The sequence below is a fragment of the Enterobacter cloacae complex sp. P2B genome, assembly GCF_014895985.1.
GTDB lineage: Bacteria > Pseudomonadota > Gammaproteobacteria > Enterobacterales > Enterobacteriaceae > Enterobacter > Enterobacter bugandensis.
The window spans coordinates 16739-35184 of the sequence record NZ_JADBQQ010000019.1 but is presented as its reverse complement, the minus strand read 5'-3'; the positions used below and the strand labels follow the sequence as shown (position 1 = coordinate 35184).

Here is an 18446-nt window from a genome sequence, read left to right as displayed (position 1 = left end):
ACGGCCGAAGATACAGGACTAAGCAACATGTCTAAAATTTTTGATTTCGTAAAACCTGGCGTTATCACTGGTGATGACGTACAGAAAGTGTTCCAGGTAGCTAAAGAAAACAACTTCGCTCTGCCAGCAGTTAACTGCGTAGGTACCGACTCCATCAACGCCGTACTGGAAACCGCTGCAAAAGTTAAAGCACCGGTTATCGTTCAGTTCTCTAACGGCGGCGCTGCGTTCATCGCAGGTAAAGGCGTGAAAACTGACATTCCTCAGGGTGCTGCTATCCTGGGTGCTATCTCTGGTGCGCACCACGTTCACCAGATGGCTGAACACTACGGTGTTCCAGTTATCCTGCACACTGACCACTGCGCGAAGAAACTGCTGCCGTGGATCGACGGTCTGCTGGACGCGGGTGAAAAACACTTCGCGGCAACCGGTAAGCCACTGTTCTCTTCTCACATGATCGACCTGTCTGAAGAGTCACTGCACGAAAACATCGAGATCTGCTCTAAGTACCTGGCGCGCATGGCCAAAATGGACATGACCCTGGAAATCGAACTGGGTTGCACCGGGGGTGAAGAAGACGGCGTGGACAACAGCCACATGGACGCTTCTGCCCTGTACACCCAGCCAGAAGACGTTGATTACGCTTACACCGAGCTGAGCAAAATCAGCCCACGCTTCACCATTGCAGCGTCCTTCGGTAACGTGCACGGCGTTTATAAGCCAGGTAACGTGGTTCTGACCCCGACCATCCTGCGCGATTCTCAGGAATACGTTTCCAAGAAACACAACCTGCCGCACAACAGCCTGAACTTCGTCTTCCACGGCGGTTCCGGTTCTTCTGCTCAGGAAATCAAAGACTCCGTAAGCTACGGCGTAGTGAAAATGAACATCGATACCGACACCCAGTGGGCAACCTGGGACGGTATTCTGCAGTACTACAAAGCGAACGAAGCTTACCTGCAGGGCCAGCTGGGCAACCCGAAAGGCGAAGACCAGCCGAACAAGAAATACTACGATCCACGCGTATGGCTGCGCGCTGCTCAGACGTCCATGGTGACCCGTCTGGAGCAGGCTTTCAAAGAACTGAACGCGATCGACGTTCTGTAATTTGAGCTGCTAACAGCATCAGAAGGCCCGCAAATGCGGGCCTTTTTTTATGCTTTTTCAATATCCTGCAATACCTGTTTTTGTGATCTGTTTGGCAAAGCCGGTGCTTTTTGTTTACCCTTTACTGACCTGCCTGTCTCCATGGGGGATGGATTTTGTGTTTTGGTTTAACAAAAGGAAGAATAAATGGAACAACTCGATGTTGTAGACAGCATCAATAACGCCGGCAACTGGCTGGTGCGCAACCAGGCCCTGCTGCTGAGCTATGCCGTGAACATTGTCGCGGCGATTGCCATCATCATCGTCGGGATGATCGTGGCGCGTATCGTGTCGAACGCCGTCAACCGTGTGATGGTCGCGCGACACATTGACGCCACGGTGGCTGACTTCCTCTCCGCACTGGTGCGCTACGGCATTATCGCCTTCACGCTGATTGCCGCGCTGGGCCGTGTTGGGGTGCAAACCGCCTCCGTGATTGCCGTTCTTGGTGCCGCCGGTCTGGCCATTGGTCTGGCACTGCAGGGCTCGCTTTCAAACCTGGCGGCGGGCGTACTGCTGGTGACTTTCCGTCCGTTCCGCTCCGGTGAATATGTTGACCTTGGCGGCATCGCCGGTACCGTGTTGCAGGTACAGATTTTCTCTACCACCCTGCGTACCGTCGATGGTCGTATTGTGGTGGTACCGAACGGGAAAATCATTGCGGGCAATATCATTAACTTCTCCCGCGAGCCGGTGCGTCGTAACGAGCTCATCATCAGCGTGGCGTATGATTCCGATATCGATCAGGTGAAGTCGCTGATCGCAAATATCATCGCCTCTGACGACCGCATTCTGAAGGACCGCGAGCAGACGGTTCGCCTGAACGAACTGGGTGCTTCCTCTATTAACTTCGTGGTACGTATCTGGAGCAAAAGCAGCGATCTGCAAAACGTTTACTGGGATGTGCTGGAGCGCATCAAGCGCGATTTCGACGCCAACGGCATCAGCTTCCCTTACCCGCAGATGGACGTAAACGTCAAAAAAGTCAAAGAAGCAGAATAACGTCACCCGTAGGCCCGGTAAGCGCTCGCGCCACCGGGCTTTACTTTCATAAGCTCCGCTAATACCCAATTAATATTATCCATTTCCTCTAATGTGATTCGCGCAGTATAGTCAGCCTCCAGAACAACACTGCGAGAAAATCGTCATGCTATCTTATTATTTTCAAGGGCTTGCCTTAGGTGCGGCCATGATCCTTCCGCTCGGCCCGCAAAACGCCTTCGTGATGAATCAGGGCATTCGCCGCCAGTATCATCTGATGATTGCCCTGCTGTGCGCGGTGAGCGATCTGCTGCTGATTTGCGCCGGCATTTTTGGCGGCAGCGCGCTGCTGATGCAGTCCCCCTGGCTGCTGGCGCTGGTGACCTGGGGCGGCGTGGCGTTTCTGCTGTGGTACGGATTCGGTGCCCTGAAAACGGCGATGAGCAGCAACATTGAGCTGGCAAGTGCCGAAGTGATGAAGCAGGGCCGCTGGAAGATTATCGTCACCATGCTGGCGGTCACCTGGCTAAATCCGCACGTCTACCTCGACACCTTCGTAGTGCTGGGCAGCCTGGGCGGACAGCTGGACGTTGAGCCGAAACGCTGGTTTGCGCTCGGCACGGTCAGCGCCTCTTTCCTCTGGTTCTTCGGTCTCGCCATTCTGGCGGCATGGCTGGCGCCTCGTCTGCGGACTGCCAAAGCCCAGCGCATTATTAATACCCTGGTGGGGCTGGTGATGTGGTTTATTGCTTTTCAGCTGGCAAAAGAGGGCATTCACCACGTCCAGGAATTGTTCAACTAATCCTTGTCTTATGGACAACTGAGCAAGACCCGCTAAGCTTGCTGGCATGAGCCCTGTTGTTAGGGCACTCTTCGCAACATGGAGGAATGACAGTGAAGTTTAAAGTGATGGCCCTCGCGGCATTAGTAAGTTTCGGTGCGGTGTCGGCGCAGGCAAGTGAACTGCCGGATGGCCCGCACATCGTCACGTCAGGCACCGCAAGCGTGGACGCGGTACCGGATGTTGCAACCCTCGCAATTGAAGTGAATGTGGCGGCGAAAGATGCCGCTTCCGCCAAAAAACAGGCAGACGATCGTGTTGCGCAATATCTCTCTTTCCTGGAACAGAACGGTGTTGCTAAAAAAGACATCAGCTCTGCGAACCTGCGTACCCAGCCCGATTACGACTACCAGAACGGCAAAAGTATCCTGAAAGGCTATCGCGCCGTGCGCACTGTGGAAGTGACCGTGCGTCAGCTGGACAAGCTGAACTCTCTGCTGGACGGCGCGCTGAAGGCCGGCCTGAACGAAATCCGTTCCGTGTCGCTGGGCGTTGCGCAACCGGAGAAATACAAAGACGAAGCGCGTAAAGCGGCGATTGATGATGCCATTCATCAGGCGGAACAGCTGGCGTCTGGCTTCAAGAGCAAGCTTGGCCCGGTATACAGCGTGCGTTACCACGTCTCTAACTACCAGCCAAGCCCGATGGTTCGGATGATGAAGGCGGACGCCGCGCCGGTTTCTGCTCAGGAAACCTACGAGCAGCCAACGATTCAGTTCGACGATCAGGTTGATGTGGTGTTCCAGCTGGAACCCGTTGCAGCACAGCCGAAACCTGCACAATAATCAATAAGCCGGGTAAGGCGTAGCCGCCACCCGGCTTTTCATTTTAATCCTGTCTCAACACCTTATGTCCAAATGCCAGCAGCGCATCAGTCACGTTGCGCATCATGCGGCTTTCCGGCGCAAAACGGTGCCAGTAGAGCATCCGGCGCTGATACAGCCCCGGCGTCAGGTCAATCAGCTCACCGCTTTTCAACTCTTTCTCAATCTGTAAATGCGGGATCATGCAACAGGTGGTGCCCTGACGCGCCAGCTGCACAAAGGCTTCGGACGAGTTAACGATATGACACGGCACGCTGCCCGGCGGCAGATCGAAGTTTTGCTGCAAAAACGCCTGGTGCATATCGTCCAGATGGTCGAACGCCACGGCAGGGGCTTTCAGCAGCGCGGCGCGGGTGACGCCATTCGGGAAGTAGCGCTCCGCAAAGGCTTTTGAACCGACAAACAGGTAGTCGAGCGCGCCCAGCTGATCGACAAGACAGCTTGGCAGGGCCTGAGGCTGGATACTGACCGCCCCAACCACTTCGCCGCGACGCAGGCGCTCCTGGGTGCGGGTTTCATCTTCGACCTGAAGATTCAGGCGGATAGGGGAGTCGGCCAGCACCGGCGCAAGAGCCGGCAGCAGCCAGGTCGCCAGACTGTCGGCGTTCACCGCCAGCGAGAGCAGCAGCGGCGTGGAACCCGTTTGTTCGTCACCCAGCCACTCGTCTTCCAGCAGTTCAACCTGACGCAGCAGGGCGAGAAGCTTTTGACCTTGCTCCGTTGGGCGCGGCGGTACGGTACGCACCAGCAGCGGCTGCCCGAACATGTTTTCAAGCTGTTTGATACGTTGTGATACGGCGGACTGGGTGATGCACAGCTTTTGCGCTGCGCGCTCAAAGCCGCGTTCACGAATAACTGCATCAAGTGCCTGTAGTGTTCTGTAGTCCGGACGTTTCATTGCTCTGGCTGGCTCCTAAATTTTGCTTAATCTGCACTATGACACAATTTTCCCTTCCTGACAGACGAAATCCATTCGACGTGTTCTATAATGCGCCCTGAGTTTTCACACCACAGGCAAAACGATCATGACGCAGGATGAACTGAAAAAAGCAGTAGGATGGGCCGCTCTCCAGTACGTACAGCCAGGGACCATTGTCGGTGTTGGTACGGGGTCAACGGCGGCGCACTTTATCGATGCACTGGGCACGATGAAGGGGCAGATCGAGGGCGCGGTTTCCAGCTCCGATGCGTCCACGGAAAAGCTGAAAAGCCTCGGCATTACCGTTTTCGATCTCAACGAAGTGGATCGTCTGGGCATTTACGTTGATGGCGCGGATGAAATCAACGGCCATATGCAGATGATCAAAGGCGGCGGCGCGGCGCTGACCCGTGAAAAGATCATCGCCTCCGTGGCGGACAAGTTCATCTGCATCGCGGATGCCTCCAAGCAGGTCGACATTCTGGGTAATTTCCCGCTGCCGGTTGAAGTGATCCCGATGGCGCGCAGTGCGGTTGCCCGTCAGCTGGTGAAGCTGGGCGGCCGTCCGGAATACCGTCAGGGCGTGGTCACCGACAACGGTAACGTCATCCTCGATGTTCACGGTCTGGAGATTCTCGACGCGATTGCGCTGGAAAACGCCATCAACGGCATTCCAGGCGTCGTCACCGTAGGGTTATTTGCCAACCGCGGCGCGGATGTGGCGCTGATCGGTACGGCTGACGGTGTGAAAACCATCGTAAAATGATCTGATGGGGGGAGTGCTCCCCCCGCTAAAAAATTTTTGAAAAGCTAAATTTGGTGACTTGTGTCACGCTTTTCCGCCTCTTTTGCCGATCCTGCCACGTTTGTAAATTTCCTCAGCATTTTACTCTGTCATTTTGCCCTGTATGACTTTTCTTCAGAGTGCCGACGCAAACGTTCATATTGCTGCAATAGTTTTTTTTGATATGTTGGCTACAGCGGATTTCAATCCAGCACAACATCAGTTCAGATAAAAACAGGGTCGGGGAAATGGCAAAGGTATCACTGGAGAAAGACAAGATTAAATTCCTGCTGGTCGAGGGCGTGCATCAGAAAGCGCTTGATAGCCTTCGTGCGGCGGGTTACACCAACATCGAATTTCACAAAGGCGCGCTGGACACGGAAGAGCTGAAAGCCGCCATCCGTGATGCCCACTTCATTGGCCTGCGATCCCGTACCCACCTGACTGAAGACGTGATTGCCGCGGCAGAAAAGCTGGTTGCTATTGGCTGTTTCTGCATCGGCACCAACCAGGTCGACCTGAACGCTGCCGCAAAACGCGGTATCCCGGTCTTTAACGCCCCGTTCTCTAACACCCGTTCCGTGGCGGAGCTGGTAATTGGCGAGCTGCTGCTGCTGCTGCGCGGTATCCCGGAAGCTAACGCCAAAGCGCACCGCGGCGTGTGGAACAAACTGGCCGCGGGCTCATACGAAGCCCGTGGTAAAAAGCTGGGTATCATCGGCTACGGCCACATCGGTACCCAACTGGGGATCCTGGCGGAATCGCTGGGGATGCACGTCTACTTCTACGATATCGAAAGCAAGCTGCCGCTGGGTAACGCGACGCAGGTACAGCATCTGTCTGACCTGCTGAACATGAGCGACGTGGTCAGCCTGCACGTGCCGGAAAACGCCTCCACCAAAAACATGATGGGCGCGGAAGAGCTAGCGCTGATGAAACCGGGATCTCTGCTGATCAACGCCGCGCGTGGTACGGTGGTCGATATCCCTGCGTTGTGCGATGCGCTGAAGCGTAAGCATCTGGCGGGGGCGGCCATCGACGTGTTCCCGACGGAACCGGCCACCAACAGCGATCCGTTTAACTCTCCGCTGTGCGAATTCGACAACGTGATCCTGACGCCGCACATCGGCGGTTCTACTCAGGAAGCGCAGGAGAATATTGGTCTGGAAGTGGCGGGTAAGCTGAGCAAATACTCCGACAACGGTTCTACGCTCTCTGCTGTGAACTTCCCGGAAGTGTCTCTGCCGCTGCACGGCGGTCGTCGTCTGCTGCACATCCACGAAAACCGTCCTGGCGTGCTGACCGCAATTAACCAGATTTTTGCCGAGCAGAGCGTCAACATTGCCGCCCAGTATCTGCAGACCAACTCGCAGATGGGCTATGTGGTCATTGATATCGAAGCGGATGAAGACGTGGCTGAAAAAGCGTTGCAGAGCATGAAGGCCATTCCGGGAACGATTCGCGCGCGTCTGTTGTACTGATGGTGCGATCTGTGGTGTCGGGTGGCTGCTACGCCTTACCCGACCTACGTTGAGTTTTTGTTGGCCGGGTAAGCGTAAGCGCCACCCGGCTTTATTCTACCAGACCCAGATTTTGCTGGGCGTCACCACCGCCGGCAGCGGCACATCCCATTTCTCCACCGGCAAGGCTTCTACAGCCTGGCAATCATGCGCATACCCTACCGGCTGCAACCCATACTGCTGCCAGTTTTGCAGCGTTCTGTCATAGAACCCCCCGCCCATGCCTAATCGCTGGCCCTGTTCATCAAACGCCACCAGCGGCGTAATCAGCACGTCCAGCTGTGACAGCGGTAATACGTCGCGCACGTCGAGTTTCGGCTCGGTAATTTTCAGACGATTCACCACCAGCTCGCTGTGCGGATGGTAGTGCAGAAACAGCAGATTGCCCCGGCTGAACGGATGCAGTACCGGCAGGTAAACTTTTTTCCCGGCGCGCCAGAGCTGGTCGATAAGCGGCTGTGTGTCCAGTTCGCCGTCAAACGAGAGAAAGAGCGCGACGGTGTTTGCCATCACCACGGGCGGATAGGCCATCATGCGGGCAGCGGCTTGCTGCGCAAAGTGTGCTTGTTGTTCAGGCGTCAGGGCGCGACGACGCTGGCGAATGAGCTGACGGATATCCTGGCGTGAAGCAGAAACTTCAGGGAATTGAGTCATGGTAGTCGGTAGAAGAAGAGAGAGGGAATCTCCGAGATGCCGCCGCAGGCTGTAACCCTTGAACCCTTGGTTCAAGGTGAATGTGTCGTCATAGTTTTAAGGCTTCTCGGACGAACCGAGCATGCTCACCAACCATGGAGCGCCACATTCTTGTGGTATGAAATATCGGCTCAGGGGACTGGCCCGCTTGCAAACATCTCAGAGAAATTTTGTCTTCACAGTTACTCTACCATAGTCAACTGCGAAGTGTTATTCAAACTTTGGTCCCGGTCTTTCGGGATTGCGACCTTGATCAAGCAACGCCTGTTCAATGGTCTGCTGGAGCATTTTAATGCGCTGCTCCATGCTAGCCGCGTAATCGCGGGTCTTCGCTTTTTCCTGAGTCAGTTCATAGCTGATGTTCAACGCGGCGATGAAAACCAGCTGCTCAGTATTTGTGACTCTAGTGCGTTCTTTTAGATCTTGCAACCGCTGATTCAAATCGTCCGCAGCCTGATTCAAAGCATCCCTTTGTTCAGGCGGACAATTCACTCGCAGTGAACGGCCAAAAATCTGGAGATCGACGGGTTGTGCAGACATGCCACCTTCCTGCTGATTGACTGCGCTGCCTTCGCTTACTGCCCCGGGGGCTGCGAAGGGGCGACACTATAGCTACCCTGATGTGAAGATACAAGCCCTTTTCTGGTATCACCAGGGTCCAAAGTGGTAGCATATCATGAATATCCTCCCTTTGATGACGAATGCGTATGTCTATACAGAACGAAATGCCTGGTTACAAGGATTTAAACCAGTTACTGAACCAGCAGGGAGTCGGTCTTACCCCTGCCGAAATGCACGGTCTGATCAGCGGCATACTGTGCGGCGGAAACAGCGACAGCTCATGGCAGCCGCTGATCCACGACCTCACCAACGAAGGGCTGGCGTTTGGCCACGAACTGGCGGAAGCGCTGCGAAAAATGCACGCGGCAACCAGCGATTCGCTGGAAGACGATGGCTTCCTTTTTCAGCTTTATCTGCCTGAAGGCGACGATGTCAGCGTCTTCGATCGCGCCGATGCGCTCGCGGGGTGGGTAAACCACTATCTGCTTGGCCTGGGCGTCACCCAGCCTAAGCTTGATAAAGTCACCGGCGAAGCGGGTGAAGCGATTGACGATCTGCGCAACATCGCCCAGCTTGGCTACGATGAAGAGGAAGATCAGGAAGAGCTGGAAATGTCTCTCGAAGAGATCATCGAGTACGTGCGCGTGGCGGCGCTGCTGTGCCACGACAACTTTACGCGCTCGCAGCCGACCGCGCCGGAAGTTCGCAAGCCAACCTTACATTAAGAAAAATAACGCACAGGAGGGTGTCATGGTTATCTCGCAACAAGAGTATTTGCGCCGTCGTCAGGCGCTGCTGGCAAACATGCAGCCGGGAAGCGCGGCGCTGATTTTTGCCGCGCCGGAAGTGACGCGCAGCGCCGACAGCGAATACCCCTATCGCCAGAGCAGCGATTTCTGGTACTTCACCGGCTTCAACGAGCCGGAAGCGGTGCTGGTGCTGATTAAGAGCAATGACACCCACAACCACAGCGTGATTTTCAACCGCGTACGAGACTTAACCGCTGAGATCTGGTTTGGCCGCCGCTTAGGGCAAGAGGCCGCCCCGGAAAAGCTGGGCGTTGACCGCGCGCTGGCGTTTAGCGAAATCAACCAGCAGCTCTATCAGCTGCTTAATGGCCTCGACGTGCTCTATCACGCGCAGGGCGAATACGCCTACGCCGATGAGATTGTTTTCAACGCGCTGGAAAAACTGCGTAAAGGCTCGCGGCAGAACCTGTCCGCGCCCGCCACCCTCACGGACTGGCGTCCGGTGGTGCACGAGATGCGTCTGTTCAAATCTGAAGAAGAGCTGAACGTGCTGCGCCGTGCGGGCGAAATCAGCGCCCTGGCGCACACCCGCGCGATGGAAAAATGTCGTCCCGGAATGTTTGAATACCAGCTGGAAGGCGAAATTCACCACGAATTTAACCGCCACGGCGCGCGTTATCCCTCCTACAACACCATCGTTGGCGGCGGGGAAAACGGCTGCATTCTGCACTACACAGAAAACGAAAGCGCGCTGCGCGACGGCGATCTGGTGCTGATTGACGCCGGTTGCGAATATCAGGGCTACGCCGGCGACATCACGCGTACCTTCCCGGTGAACGGCAAGTTTTCGCCAGCGCAGCGGGCGATTTATGACATCGTTCTCGAATCTCTCGAGACGGCGCTGACGCTGTATCGCCCGGGCACCTCCATTCAGGAGGTGACCGGTGAGGTGGTGCGCATCATGATTACCGGGCTGGTTAAGCTTGGGATCCTCAAAGGGGATGTCGATACCCTGATTACCGAGAATGCTCACCGCCCGTACTTTATGCACGGCCTGAGCCACTGGCTGGGGCTGGACGTGCACGACGTGGGCGCGTACGGCCCTGAACGTTCGCGCGTGCTTGAACCGGGCATGGTGCTGACCGTCGAGCCGGGCCTGTACATCGCGCCGGATGCCGACGTGCCAGAGGAATACCGCGGAATTGGCATTCGTATTGAAGACGACATCGTCATCACCGAAACCGGCAACGAAAACCTGACCGCGAGCGTGGTGAAAAAAGCGGACGATATCGAGGCGCTGATGGCAGCGGCGCGCGTATGAGCGTGATTATCGTTGGTGGCGGCATGACCGGCGCCACGCTGGCGTTAGCCATCTCGCATTTGACGAAGGGGCAGCTTCCGGTGCATCTGGTTGAAGCCGTCGCGCCGCAGGCGAAGAATCACCCTGGGTTTGATTCCCGCGCCATTGCCCTGGCGCAGGGCACCTGCCAGCAGCTATCCCGCATTGGCATCTGGCAGGCCATCGCCGATTGCGCTACCGCCATTAATACCGTGCACGTGAGCGATCGCGGTCATGCCGGGTTTGTGACGCTGGATGCCCATGATTACCGTATTGACGCGCTGGGTCAGGTCGTTGAACTGCACGATATTGGCCTGCGCCTGTTCCGCCTGTTGCAGGACGCGCCGGGCGTCACGCTGCACTGCCCGGCACGCGTTGCCAGCTTCACCCGCAGTGAAGACGAGGTCAGCGTAACGCTGGAGAATGGCACCGTGCTTGAAGGACAGCTTTTGGTGGCGGCTGACGGGTCGCGCTCGGCGCTCGGCACCCAGTGCGGCGTAGAGTGGCGGCAGCAGCCTTACGGGCAGGTCGCGGTCATCGCGAACGTCTCGACCGCAGCAGAACACAACGGCCGGGCGTTTGAGCGCTTCATCCAGCACGGCCCGCTGGCGATGCTGCCGATGACGGGCGGGCGCTGCTCGCTGGTCTGGTGCCACCCGCAGGAAAAGGCCGAAGAGGTTAAATCCTGGTCCGACGAACGTTTTTGTACCGAGCTGCAGAAAGCCTTTGGCTGGCGGCTGGGGCGTATTACCCATGCCGGGAAACGTGCGGTCTATCCACTGTCGTTAACCACGGCATCACAGTCTGTTTCTCACCGCGTGGCGCTGGTCGGCAACGCGGCGCAAACCCTCCACCCCATCGCCGGTCAGGGCTTTAACCTTGGCCTACGGGATGTGATGAGCCTGGCCGAAACGCTTTCGCAGGCGTGGAGCGAACAAAAAGACTGTGGCGCTTACCCGGTGCTAAGCCATTACCAGACGCGACGTCAGGCCGATAAAGAGGCGACAATTGGCGTCACTGATGGTTTAGTCCATCTCTTTGCCAATCGCTGGGCGCCGCTGGTTGTTGGTCGCAACCTCGGGCTGATGGCGATGGAACTGTTCATTCCGGCACGTGACGTGCTGGCGCAGCGGACCCTGGGTTGGGTCGCGCGTTAAGGAGTTATCACTGTGCAAAATGTTGATGTTGCCATCGTTGGCGGCGGAATGGTTGGACTGGCGCTGGCCTGTGGATTACAGGGCAGCGGCCTGCGCGTGGCCGTGCTGGAGCAAAAGCAGCCCCAGCCTGTCGCATCAGATGCCCCGCCGGAACTCCGCGTGTCGGCGATTAACGCGGCCAGCGAAAAGCTTTTGACGCGTCTCGGCGTCTGGTCAGATATCGTCGCCCAGCGCGCCAGCTGCTATCACGGCATGGAAGTGTGGGACAAAGACAGCTTTGGCCATATTGCCTTTGATGATGAAAGCATGGGCTATAGCCATCTGGGGCATATCATAGAGAATGCGGTGATCCACCACGCGCTGTGGCAGAAAGCAGAGCAGTGCAGCGACGTGACGCTAATTGCGCCTGCGCAGATCCAGCAGGTGGCATGGGGCGAAAACGAGGCGTTTATCACCCTGCAAAGCGGCGACATGCTGACCGCGCGTCTGGTGGTCGGTGCCGACGGCGCTAACTCCTGGCTGCGCAACAAGGCTGATATCCCGCTAACGTACTGGGATTACCGCCATCATGCGATGGTGGCAACGATCCGTACTGAAGAGCCGCACGGCGGCGTTGCGCGGCAGATTTTCCACAACGACGGCATACTGGCGTTCCTGCCGCTTGCCGATCCGCACCTGTGCTCGATAGTCTGGTCCTTGGTGCCGGAGAAAGCGCAGCAGATGCAGGATGCGACGCCGGAGGCCTTTAACCAGGCGCTGTGCGTGGCGTTTGATAATCGCCTTGGCCTGTGCACGCTTGAAAGCGAGCGGCTGGTTTTCCCGTTAACCGGCCGCTACGCGCGTCAGTTTGCCGCGCACCGTCTGGCGCTGGTGGGGGATGCTGCCCATACCATTCATCCGCTGGCCGGGCAGGGCGTTAACCTCGGCTTTATGGACGCGGCGGAACTGGTGGAAGAACTGCGTCGCCTGCACCGTGAGGGTAAAGATATCGGCCAGCATCTGTATCTGCGTCGCTACGAGCGCAGCCGCAAGCACAGTGCGGCGATGATGCTGGCAGGAATGCAGGGCTTCCGCGAGCTGTTTGCCGGGGCAAATCCGGCGAAAAAACTGCTGCGCGATATCGGCCTCAAGCTGGCCGACACCCTTCCCGGCGTCAAACCTCAACTTCTTCGTCAGGCAATGGGTCTTAACGATCTTCCCGACTGGTTACGCTAACCTCGATCCCCGTCACACTTTATTTTCCCGGCCTCTGCGTCGGGGAAATCCCCTCGTTTGAAATATTCTAATTCCACGCCATTTTTCGCATTAGTTATTCTCATGTCGTGATTTTTACGTGACGGAAATTCGGCCCGTTTTTCCGCACGAAATATCACCATGTGCTAAATCCTGTTAGATCATTGTTAATTTTGTGCGGGGTTAATCGCATTTTTCCAGTGAATAACTCTGTAGGCTTTTCAGCGTTTTTTGGTCATAAGCTAATGTGATGACCCGTTTTACCTTATGGTTAACCGCCGGTTTCGGTGGTAAGTTCAGGTAAAAGAGAACGTTTGCGTCGGCATTCGGGAACGAGGCCGATACCGGGTTTCACGGTGAATTTTTCAACGAGGACAAGATGGCTCAACAGACTCCTTTGTACGAACAACACGTGTTATGCGGCGCCCGCATGGTGGACTTCCATGGCTGGATGATGCCGCTGCACTACGGCTCGCAGATTGATGAGCACCACGCGGTGCGCACCGATGCCGGTATGTTCGACGTGTCCCACATGACGATTGTCGATCTGCGCGGTAGCCGCACCCGGGAGTTTTTGCGTTATCTGCTGGCAAACGACGTCGCCAAACTGAAGACGCCGGGTAAAGCGCTCTATACCGGCATGCTGAATGCCTCGGGCGGCGTGATTGACGACCTTATCGTCTACTACTTCACTGAAGATTTCTTCCGCCTCGTTGTAAACTCCGCCACCCGCGAAAAAGACCTCTCCTGGATCACCCAACACGCCGAACCTTATGCCGTCGACATCACCGTCCGTGACGATCTGTCGCTGATCGCCGTGCAGGGGCCGAACGCGCAGGCAAAAGCCGCGTCTCTGTTCAGCGACGAGCAGCGCACCGCCACCGAAGGCATGAAGCCGTTCTTCGGCGTGCAGGCAGGGGATCTGTTTATCGCCACCACCGGCTATACCGGTGAAGCGGGTTACGAAATTGCGATGCCGAACGAGAAAGCTGCCGATTTCTGGCGTGCGCTGGTTGAAGCGGGCGTGAAGCCTGCGGGTCTGGGCGCGCGCGATACGCTGCGTCTGGAAGCGGGCATGAACCTCTACGGTCAGGAAATGGATGAAGGCGTCTCTCCGCTGGCGGCTAACATGGGCTGGACCATCGCGTGGGAACCGGCTGACCGTGATTTTATTGGCCGTGAAGCGCTGGAGATGCAGCGCGAGAAGGGCACCGAACAGCTGGTGGGACTGGTGATGAAGGAAAAAGGCGTGCTGCGCGGCGAGCTGCCGGTGCGCTTTACCGATGCTGACGGCAATCATCGCGAAGGCGTGATCACCAGCGGAACCTTCTCCCCGACGCTGGGCTACAGTATTGCACTGGCACGCGTGCCGGCAGGCATTGGCGAAACGGCGGTGGTGCAGATCCGCAACCGCGAAATGCCGGTCAACGTGACCAAACCGATTTTTGTTCGCGCCGGTAAGCCGGTCGCCTAACTATTTTTATCAGGAGAACTTCAATGAGCAATGTGCCAGCAGAACTGAAATACAGCAAAGAACACGAGTGGCTGCGCAAAGAGGCGGACGGCACTTACACCGTAGGGATCACCGAGCACGCGCAGGAGCTGCTGGGCGACATGGTGTTTGTTGACCTGCCTGACGTGGGCACGACCGTTAGCGCGGGCGACGACTGCGCCGTGGCGGAGTCCGTAAAAGCGGCGTCTGACATCTACGCACCGGTAAGCGGTGAGATTGTTGCGGTCAACGACGCGCTGAGCGATTCGCCAGAGCTGGTCAACAGCGAGCCGTATGAAGGCGGCTGGATCTTCAAGATCAAAGCCAGCGACGAATCGCAAGTTGCCGCGCTGCTGGATGCAACCGCGTACGAAGCACTACTGGAAGACGAATAACGTTGTGCCGGATGGCGCTGCGCTTATCCGGCTTACAGGGCCCGGTAAGCGGTAGCGCCACCGGGCAACAGCGTTACAGATAACTACGATTCACTGCACGTATCAGGAACCATCGCTCATGACACAGACTTTAAGCCAGCTTGAAAACCGTGGCGCCTTCATTGAACGTCACATTGGGCCGGATGCTCAGCAACAGCAGGAGATGCTGAAGACGGTTGGCGCGGATTCATTAGACGCACTGATCGGCCAGATTGTGCCAAAAGACATCCAGCTTGCCACGCCGCCTCAGGTAGGGGAAGCCACCACGGAGTTCGCCGCGCTGGCGGAGCTGAAGGCTATTGCAGGCCTCAACAAGCGCTATAAGTCTTACATTGGCATGGGCTACACCAACGTGCAGTTACCGCCGGTTATCCTGCGCAACATGCTGGAAAACCCGGGCTGGTACACCGCTTACACCCCTTATCAGCCAGAAGTCTCCCAGGGGCGTCTGGAAGCGCTGCTGAACTTCCAGCAGGTGACGCTGGATCTGACCGGTATGGATATCGCTTCCGCCTCTCTGCTGGATGAAGCGACCGCCGCTGCCGAAGCGATGGCGATGGCAAAGCGCGTAAGCAAGCTGAAAAATGCTAACCGCTTCTTCGTGGCGGCGGACGTGCATCCCCAGACGCTGGACGTGGTGCGCACCCGTGCAGAAACCTTCGGCTTTGAGGTGATCGTCGACGACGCCGACAAAGTGCTGGATCACCAGGACGTCTTCGGCGTGCTGCTGCAGCAGGTGGGCACCACCGGCGAAGTTCACGACTACGGCGCGCTGATTGCCGAGCTGAAATCCCGCAAAGTGGTTGTCAGCGTTGCCGCCGATTTTATGGCGCTGGTGCTGCTGACGGCGCCGGGCAAACAGGGCGCGGATATTGTATTCGGCTCTGCGCAGCGCTTCGGCGTGCCGATGGGCTACGGCGGCCCGCACGCGGCGTTCTTCGGCGCGAAAGATGAATTCAAACGCTCCATGCCAGGCCGTATCATTGGCGTGTCAAAAGATGCTGCCGGTAATACCGCGTTGCGCATGGCGATGCAGACCCGCGAGCAGCATATCCGCCGCGAGAAAGCGAACTCCAACATCTGTACTTCCCAGGTACTGCTGGCAAACATCGCCAGCCTGTATGCGGTATTCCACGGTCCGGCTGGCCTGAAACGCATTGCCAGTCGCATTCACCGCCTGGCCGATATTCTGGCCTGCGGCCTGCAGCAGAAGGGCCTCAAGCTGCGCCACGCGCACTACTTCGACACCCTGTGCGTGGAAGTGGCAGACAAAGCCGCCGTGCTGGCGCGCGCGAATGCAGCAGAAATCAACCTGCGCAGCGACATCCACAACGCGGTCGGCATTACGCTGGATGAAAGCACCACTCGCGACGATATCCTGAACCTGTTCAGCGTGTTGCTGGGCGACGCTCACGGTCTGGACGTTGATACGCTCGACAAAGAGGTCGCGCTCGACAGCCGCTCCATTCAGGAAAGCATGCTGCGCAATGACGCGATCCTGACTCACCCGGTGTTCAATCGCTATCACAGCGAAACCGAGATGATGCGCTATATGCACTCTCTGGAGCGCAAGGATTTGGCGCTTAACCAGGCGATGATCCCGCTGGGCTCCTGCACCATGAAGCTGAACGCCGCGGCAGAGATGATCCCGATTACCTGGCCTGAATTCTCCGAACTGCACCCGTTCTGCCCGCCAGAACAGGCGGAAGGCTATCACATGATGATCAACCAGCTTTCAGACTGGCTGGTGAAGCTGACCGGTTACGACGCGCTCTGCATGCAGCCGAACTCCGGCGCGCAGGGTGAATACGCGGGCCTGCTGGCGATCCGTCACTATCACGAAAGCCGTAACGAAGGTCACCGCGATATCTGCCTGATCCCAAGCTCCGCCCACGGCACCAACCCGGCCTCAGCCCAGATGGCGGGCATGGAAGTGGTGGTGGTCGCGTGCGATAAGAACGGCAACATCGATTTGGCCGACCTGCGTGCGAAAGCCCAGCAGGCGGGCGACAAGCTCTCCTGCATCATGGTGACCTACCCGTCCACCCACGGCGTGTACGAAGAGACCATCCGTGAAGTGTGCGAAGTGGTGCACCAGTTTGGCGGTCAGGTATACCTCGACGGCGCGAACATGAACGCTCAGGTGGGCATTACCTCTCCGGGCTTTATCGGCGCGGACGTGTCGCACCTGAACCTGCATAAAACCTTCTGCATTCCGCACGGCGGTGGCGGCCCGGGCATGGGACCAATCGGCGTGAAAGCGCACCTGGCGCCGTTTGTGCCGGGGCACAGCGTGGTGCAGATTGAAGGCATGCTGACCCGTCAGGGCGCGGTCTCTGCGGCCCCGTTCGGTAGCGCATCAATCCTGCCAATCAGCTGGATGTACATCCGCATGATGGGCGCGGAAGGGCTGAAGCAGGCGAGCCAGGTGGCTATTCTGAACGCCAACTACATTGCGACTCGCCTGAAGTCCGCCTTCCCGGTGCTCTATACCGGCCGCGACGGTCGCGTGGCGCACGAGTGCATTCTGGATATTCGTCCGCTGAAAGAGCAGACCGGCATCAGCGAGCTGGATATCGCCAAGCGTCTGATCGACTACGGCTTCCACGCGCCAACCATGTCGTTCCCGGTTGCGGGGACGCTGATGGTGGAGCCGACCGAGTCTGAAAGCAAAGCCGAGCTGGACCGCTTTATCGACGCGATGCTGGCCATCCGCATGGAGATCGACCGCGTGCAGGACGGCGAATGGACGCTGGAAGATAACCCGCTGGTCAACGCCCCGCATACCCAGCACGAGATGGTGGCAGAGTGGAACCACGGTTACTCCCGCGAGCTGGCCGTCTTCCCGGCAGGCGTGGCAAACAAATACTGGCCGACCGTGAAGCGTCTTGATGACGTTTACGGCGACCGTAATCTGTTCTGCTCCTGCGTGCCGATGAGCGAATACCAGTAAGTATTTGCCATACTGTAGGCCGGGTAAGCGTAAGCGCCACCCGGCTTTTTTTTATCTGGAGGTTGTGAATGGCAATTGCACTGGTCACCGGCGCGAGCCGGGGCATTGGGAAAGCCACCGCGCTGCAGCTGGCACGTGAAGGCTACACCGTGGCGGTGAACTATCACCACAACATTAAAGCCGCGACGGACGTTATCAATCAGATCGTTGAGGACGGCGGTAAAGCGTTTGCCGTGCGTGCGGACATCAGCGATGAAGCTCAGGTGCTGGCGATGTTTGACAGCATCGATCGTGAAGGTGAGCCGCTTCGCGCGCTGGTCAATAATGCAGGCATTCTGTTTGAGCAATCCACCATCGAGAATCTGTCCGCAGAGCGCATTAACCGCGTGCTGGCGACCAACGTCACGGGCTACTTTCTCTGCTGTCGTGAAGCGGTGAAACGCATGTCCATCAAGCATGGCGGCAAGGGCGGGGCGATTGTGAATGTCTCTTCCGCCGCGTCTCGTCTGGGCGCGCCGGGTGAATATGTCGATTACGCTGCTTCTAAAGGCGCGGTAGATTCGCTGACAACCGGGCTATCGCTGGAGGTGGCGGCGCAGGGTATTCGCGTGAACTGCGTGCGGCCTGGGCTGATTTATACCGATATCCATGCTTCCGGCGGAGAGCCGGGGCGAGTGGATCGCGTAAAATCGTTACTGCCGATGCAGCGCGGCGGCCAGCCGGAAGAGGTGGCGCAGGCGATTGTCTGGCTGCTGAGCGAGAAGGCGTCTTACGTGACGGGCAGTTTTATCGAGCTGGCTGGTGGGAAGTAAACCCCTCA

At 57.4% G+C, this 18446-nt stretch carries 17 protein-coding genes and 1 other RNA gene; 14 read left to right on the top strand and 4 right to left on the bottom strand.

What is annotated here, in order from left to right:
* Positions 1–27 precede the first annotated feature (27 nt).
* From fbaA to IM313_RS16955, 4 genes are all read left to right on the top strand, one after another.
* Positions 28–1107, top strand: coding sequence for a class II fructose-bisphosphate aldolase (gene fbaA, locus IM313_RS16970; protein WP_008499731.1), 1080 nt, complete (start codon positions 28–30; stop codon positions 1105–1107).
* A gap of 186 nt (positions 1108–1293) precedes the next feature.
* Positions 1294–2148, top strand: coding sequence for a small-conductance mechanosensitive channel MscS (gene mscS / locus IM313_RS16965; RefSeq protein WP_003860082.1), 855 nt, complete (start codon positions 1294–1296; stop codon positions 2146–2148).
* Between the two features lie 145 nt (positions 2149–2293).
* On the top strand, positions 2294–2929 hold the full coding sequence (gene argO / locus IM313_RS16960) for an arginine exporter ArgO (RefSeq protein WP_047367435.1): 636 nt from the start codon (positions 2294–2296) through the stop codon (positions 2927–2929).
* Between the two features lie 92 nt (positions 2930–3021).
* A complete protein-coding gene (locus tag IM313_RS16955; protein ID WP_028014336.1) occupies positions 3022–3753 on the top strand; it encodes an oxidative stress defense protein in 732 nt (243 codons plus the stop codon).
* A 43-nt stretch (positions 3754–3796) separates the two neighbouring features.
* Here IM313_RS16955 and argP read toward each other — a convergent pair whose 3' ends face one another.
* Positions 3797–4690 carry a DNA-binding transcriptional regulator ArgP gene (argP, locus tag IM313_RS16950; RefSeq protein WP_003860089.1) on the bottom strand — a complete coding sequence of 298 codons (894 nt, stop codon included), beginning with the start codon at positions 4688–4690 and terminating at the stop codon, positions 3797–3799.
* Positions 4691–4817: 127 nt separating this feature from the next.
* On the opposite strand from argP, the gene rpiA reads away from it, so the two are divergent.
* Positions 4818–5477: a ribose-5-phosphate isomerase RpiA gene (gene rpiA / locus IM313_RS16945; RefSeq protein ID WP_003860091.1), complete on the top strand. Its 660-nt coding sequence runs from the start codon at positions 4818–4820 to the stop codon at positions 5475–5477.
* A gap of 266 nt (positions 5478–5743) precedes the next feature.
* Positions 5744–6976 carry a phosphoglycerate dehydrogenase gene (gene serA, locus IM313_RS16940; protein WP_041908347.1) on the top strand — a complete coding sequence of 411 codons (1233 nt, stop codon included), beginning with the start codon at positions 5744–5746 and terminating at the stop codon, positions 6974–6976.
* A gap of 96 nt (positions 6977–7072) precedes the next feature.
* On the opposite strand, the gene IM313_RS16935 is transcribed toward serA, so the two are convergent.
* From IM313_RS16935 to zapA, 3 genes are all read right to left on the bottom strand, one after another.
* Positions 7073–7669, bottom strand: a complete 597-nt coding sequence (locus tag IM313_RS16935; RefSeq protein ID WP_192971649.1) for a 5-formyltetrahydrofolate cyclo-ligase — start codon at positions 7667–7669, stop codon at positions 7073–7075.
* A gap of 24 nt (positions 7670–7693) precedes the next feature.
* Positions 7694–7877, bottom strand: a non-coding RNA gene (ssrS, locus tag IM313_RS16930) — 6S RNA.
* A gap of 41 nt (positions 7878–7918) precedes the next feature.
* Entirely contained in the window at positions 7919–8248 is a 330-nt protein-coding gene (gene zapA / locus IM313_RS16925; protein ID WP_006811891.1) for a cell division protein ZapA, read from the bottom strand.
* A 167-nt stretch (positions 8249–8415) separates the two neighbouring features.
* Between zapA and IM313_RS16920 the strand changes: the two genes are divergently transcribed.
* The 8 genes from IM313_RS16920 to IM313_RS16885 all read left to right on the top strand — a co-directional run bounded on the left by IM313_RS16920 (position 8416) and on the right by IM313_RS16885 (position 18438).
* Entirely contained in the window at positions 8416–8994 is a 579-nt protein-coding gene (locus tag IM313_RS16920) for a YecA family protein (RefSeq protein WP_028014333.1), read from the top strand.
* Positions 8995–9025: 31 nt separating this feature from the next.
* Positions 9026–10339 carry a Xaa-Pro aminopeptidase gene (pepP, locus tag IM313_RS16915; protein WP_028014332.1) on the top strand — a complete coding sequence of 438 codons (1314 nt, stop codon included), beginning with the start codon at positions 9026–9028 and terminating at the stop codon, positions 10337–10339.
* Positions 10336–11514 carry a 2-octaprenyl-6-methoxyphenyl hydroxylase gene (gene ubiH / locus IM313_RS16910; RefSeq protein WP_192971650.1) on the top strand — a complete coding sequence of 393 codons (1179 nt, stop codon included), beginning with the start codon at positions 10336–10338 and terminating at the stop codon, positions 11512–11514. Before pepP ends, ubiH begins: the two co-directional genes overlap by 4 nt.
* Positions 11515–11526: 12 nt before the next feature.
* Positions 11527–12729, top strand: coding sequence for an FAD-dependent 2-octaprenylphenol hydroxylase (gene ubiI / locus IM313_RS16905; RefSeq protein ID WP_045629982.1), 1203 nt, complete (start codon positions 11527–11529; stop codon positions 12727–12729).
* 397 nt (positions 12730–13126) lie between these two features.
* Positions 13127–14221 (top strand): glycine cleavage system aminomethyltransferase GcvT, encoded by a 1095-nt coding sequence (gene gcvT / locus IM313_RS16900; protein WP_192971651.1) that lies wholly within the window; start codon positions 13127–13129, stop codon positions 14219–14221.
* 23 nt (positions 14222–14244) lie between these two features.
* Entirely contained in the window at positions 14245–14634 is a 390-nt protein-coding gene (gene gcvH / locus IM313_RS16895; protein ID WP_008499718.1) for a glycine cleavage system protein GcvH, read from the top strand.
* Between the two features lie 118 nt (positions 14635–14752).
* Complete coding sequence (gene gcvP, locus IM313_RS16890) at positions 14753–17626, top strand: aminomethyl-transferring glycine dehydrogenase (RefSeq protein WP_192971652.1); 2874 nt, start codon at positions 14753–14755, stop codon at positions 17624–17626.
* Positions 17627–17694: 68 nt separating this feature from the next.
* On the top strand, positions 17695–18438 hold the full coding sequence (locus tag IM313_RS16885) for an SDR family oxidoreductase (protein ID WP_192971653.1): 744 nt from the start codon (positions 17695–17697) through the stop codon (positions 18436–18438).
* The last annotated feature ends 8 nt before the right edge of the window (positions 18439–18446 follow it).

Coding starts and splice junctions, on each gene's coding strand:
- fbaA (WP_008499731.1), top strand. CDS start 28: ATGTCTAAAATTTTTGATTTCGTAAAACCTGGCGTTATCACTGGTGAT.
- mscS (WP_003860082.1), top strand. CDS start 1,294: ATGGAACAACTCGATGTTGTAGACAGCATCAATAACGCCGGCAACTGG.
- argO (WP_047367435.1), top strand. CDS start 2,294: ATGCTATCTTATTATTTTCAAGGGCTTGCCTTAGGTGCGGCCATGATC.
- argP (WP_003860089.1), bottom strand. CDS start 4,690: ATGAAACGTCCGGACTACAGAACACTACAGGCACTTGATGCAGTTATT.
- rpiA (WP_003860091.1), top strand. CDS start 4,818: ATGACGCAGGATGAACTGAAAAAAGCAGTAGGATGGGCCGCTCTCCAG.
- serA (WP_041908347.1), top strand. CDS start 5,744: ATGGCAAAGGTATCACTGGAGAAAGACAAGATTAAATTCCTGCTGGTC.
- IM313_RS16935 (WP_192971649.1), bottom strand. CDS start 7,669: ATGACTCAATTCCCTGAAGTTTCTGCTTCACGCCAGGATATCCGTCAG.
- zapA (WP_006811891.1), bottom strand. CDS start 8,248: ATGTCTGCACAACCCGTCGATCTCCAGATTTTTGGCCGTTCACTGCGA.
- IM313_RS16920 (WP_028014333.1), top strand. CDS start 8,416: ATGTCTATACAGAACGAAATGCCTGGTTACAAGGATTTAAACCAGTTA.
- ubiH (WP_192971650.1), top strand. CDS start 10,336: ATGAGCGTGATTATCGTTGGTGGCGGCATGACCGGCGCCACGCTGGCG.
- gcvT (WP_192971651.1), top strand. CDS start 13,127: ATGGCTCAACAGACTCCTTTGTACGAACAACACGTGTTATGCGGCGCC.
- gcvH (WP_008499718.1), top strand. CDS start 14,245: ATGAGCAATGTGCCAGCAGAACTGAAATACAGCAAAGAACACGAGTGG.
- gcvP (WP_192971652.1), top strand. CDS start 14,753: ATGACACAGACTTTAAGCCAGCTTGAAAACCGTGGCGCCTTCATTGAA.
- IM313_RS16885 (WP_192971653.1), top strand. CDS start 17,695: ATGGCAATTGCACTGGTCACCGGCGCGAGCCGGGGCATTGGGAAAGCC.